Consider the following 2,913-nt stretch of genomic DNA (forward strand, 5'->3'; position numbering starts at 1 on the left):
AAAATTGTAATTTATCAAGCATTTGTCCACAAGCCGAGAAAGGCTGCTAACGCATGCTCGTGTTGAATGCGGCGGACCACGCGTTCAAGGCGGTTCAAGAGAGAATTTGCCGTGGCCTGGAAAGTTTGCGATAATCACCGGTTCCTCTGAACGTATTGGGGGAGTTAAGACTGCGGCCCGGTAATTTTTTAAAAAATTTGCGGGCCGTCATTGAGCCCTTTAGGATTTCCAAAATGAAACGCACTTACCAACCCTCCAAGATTCGCCGCGCCCGCACTCACGGTTTTCTGGTTCGCATGAAAACCCGTGGCGGCCGCGCTGTGATCAACGCTCGCCGCGCCAAAGGGCGCAAGCGTCTGGCGGTCTGAGTCTGGCCACCCGCATAGTTTGCGACTGTGATTTGCAGTTCTGGCGCCGCTTCAAATTGCAGCGACTGAAGACGCGAAGTCAGTTTCAGGCTGTGCTGGCTGGCAGCACGGTGGCCCGAACGGCACACTTCGCTTTGCATCGCGTTGCGCTTGATGGCCCGGTGAACAGAAATAAGCCGCTGGCGTCTGTCATGGCCTCTGACTCAGCACTTTTTGCTTTGAGCGACGTGTGGCTAGGGGCCATGGTGGCCAAACGCTGGGCGAAACGGGCTGTCACACGCAATGCCATCAAGCGTCAGATCTACAGCGTGAGTTCCGAGTTTGAGGCAATGCTTCCTGTGGCTGCTCACGTCGTTCGCTTGCGCGCTGTCATTGACTCTAAACAGTTCATTAGCGCCACGTCTGCGGAGCTCAAGATGGCTGTCCGCCTGGAATTGCAGCAGCTGTTTGCACGGGCCACGGCTCGGTCGCAAGGCCTTGTGTTGATGGGTGGTGCGTCATGATCAGGGATGTGCTGGTCGGCATAGTCAAGGGCTACCGCTTGCTGTTGAGTCCCTGGCTGGGTTCGTCCTGCCGATTTGAGCCGACTTGTTCTGCCTATTCCCTGCAGGCCTTGCAAACGCATGGCGCGGCAGCAGGCAGTTATCTGACGTTGACGAGACTCGCACGTTGTCATCCCTGGTGCGCGGGCGGTTCCGATCCGGTTCCGAGTGAAAAACCCCGATTCAAAGCCCAGTTGTTTACCCAACTGATTCACCCTTCCTCTGAAAAGAAGTCTTCATGAACGATATTCGCCGCACCATTTTGTGGGTGATTTTTGGCTTTTCCATGGTCTTGCTGTGGGATCAGTGGCAGGTTTTTAATGGCCACAAAGCTACTTTTTTCCCCAGTGCGTCCAACACGGCGGCAACGGCCCACCCGACAGTGCCTGTGTCCAGTGTGCCAACGGGTGTTACTGCTGCAAATACAGTAGCTGCTGCCGCACAAATGACGGGGGCTACAGCTGGATTGACCTCTACAACTGACGCGTCCGCCGCAGCCCACGAGCGCCTGGTCGTGACAACCGATGTACTCAAGCTCACCTTTGATACCGAAGGCGCGTCGGTTGTACAAACCGAGTTTGTCAAGCACGCCGACATGGCTGACAAGAGCAAACACTTTGTTCTGCTGGAGAACAACAAAGACCATGCCTACATGGCGCAAACTGGGCTGATTGCCGGGGCGGCAGGCGGCATTTTTCCGACGCACAAGACCGTCATGACCGTCGCACCAGGGGAGCGCACGCTGCAGGATGGCCGCAATCAACTGGTTGTCCGGTTCGAATCCCCGGAGCTTGGCGGCGTCAAACTGGTAAAAACCTTCACCTTCACCCGTGGCACCTATGCGGTGGCGGTCAAGCACGAGGTGGTCAACGTTGGTGCCGCTGTGGTGTCGCCGCAGTTGTACCTGCAGTTGGTGCGCGATGGCAGCAAACCGCCGGGAGAGTCCAAGTTCTATTCCACCTTCACCGGCCCGGCGATCTATACCGAGGCCAAGAAATACCAGAAGGTTGACTTCAAGGACATCGAAAACAACAAGGTCGATGTCGAAAAAACAGCGGAAAACGGCTATGTGGCCATGGTGCAGCATTACTTTGCCAGTGCCTGGTTGCTGGGCGACGGCATCAAGCGCGATCTGTTCCTGCGCAAGGTCGATACCAATTTGTATGCGGTTGGCATGATCACCCCCTTGGACAACATTGCGCCCGGCGCCAGCAAGTCCGTGGAGGCAAGATTCTTTGCGGGTCCGCAGGAAGAGAAGGTGCTTGAGTCGCTGACGCCTGGGCTGGAGTTGGTGAAAGACTATGGCTGGTTGACCATTTTGGCCAAGCCGCTGTACTGGTTACTCCATGCGCTTGAGAGCTTTATCGGCAACTGGGGGTGGTCCATCGTCGCCCTGGTGTTGTTGTTAAAAGCGGCCTTTTACTGGCTCAATGCCAAGGCCTATGCCAGCATGGCCAAGATGAAGGCTGTGAATCCGAAGGTCACCGAAATGCGGGAGCGCCTGAAGGACAACCCGCAGCAAATGCAGCAGGAGATGATGCGCATCTACCGCGAAGAAAAAGTCAACCCCATGGGGGGCTGTTTCCCGATCATGATTCAGATCCCGGTGTTCATCGCCTTGTATTGGGTGCTTCTCGCCAGTGTTGAGATGCGCAACGCACCCTGGATACTGTGGATTCACGATCTTTCATCGCCTGATCCGTTCTACATTTTGCCGCTGGTGATGACCTTGACGACTGTGTTGCAGACCTCCTTGAATCCAGCGCCGCCGGACCCGATGCAGGCCAAGATGATGTGGTTCATGCCGCTGGCCTTCAGCGTGATGTTCTTCTTCTTCCCAGCGGGCTTGGTGCTGTACTGGATTACCAACAACATCCTGTCGATCGCGCAGCAGTGGCTCATCAACACCCGTATGGGCGTGCCGCCGAAGTTCCATCTGCCTAGTTTCAAATGATGAGCAATTTCGTGCATTCTTCACAGGGGCGGCACAGCTGCGACTGAGT

Annotated in this window: 4 protein-coding genes; all 4 read left to right on the plus strand. The window is 55.8% G+C overall.

Going from position 1 to position 2,913, the window contains the following annotated elements; translation table 11 throughout:
• Positions 1-233 precede the first annotated feature (233 nt).
• The 4 genes from rpmH to yidC are packed head-to-tail and all read left to right on the plus strand — an operon-like array spanning position 234 to position 2,864.
• Complete coding sequence (gene rpmH / locus PHS32_RS24050; protein WP_006299042.1) at positions 234-368, plus strand: 50S ribosomal protein L34; 135 nt, start codon at positions 234-236, stop codon at positions 366-368.
• A gap of 56 nt (positions 369-424) precedes the next feature.
• Entirely contained in the window at positions 425-871 is a 447-nt protein-coding gene (locus PHS32_RS24055; protein WP_301082155.1) for a ribonuclease P protein component, read from the plus strand.
• Positions 868-1,152: a membrane protein insertion efficiency factor YidD gene (gene yidD / locus PHS32_RS24060; RefSeq protein WP_301082153.1), complete on the plus strand. Its 285-nt coding sequence runs from the start codon at positions 868-870 to the stop codon at positions 1,150-1,152. The genes PHS32_RS24055 and yidD overlap by 4 nt, the downstream gene beginning before the upstream one ends.
• A 44-nt stretch (positions 1,153-1,196) precedes the next feature.
• Positions 1,197-2,864 carry a membrane protein insertase YidC gene (gene yidC / locus PHS32_RS24065; RefSeq protein WP_301082157.1) on the plus strand — a complete coding sequence of 556 codons (1,668 nt, stop codon included), beginning with the start codon at positions 1,197-1,199 and terminating at the stop codon, positions 2,862-2,864.
• Positions 2,865-2,913: the final 49 nt, after the last annotated feature.

Origin of the sequence: Rhodoferax sp., assembly GCF_028714215.1 — a bacterium.
In the GTDB taxonomy this organism is placed as follows: Bacteria; Pseudomonadota; Gammaproteobacteria; order Burkholderiales; family Burkholderiaceae_C; genus Rhodoferax.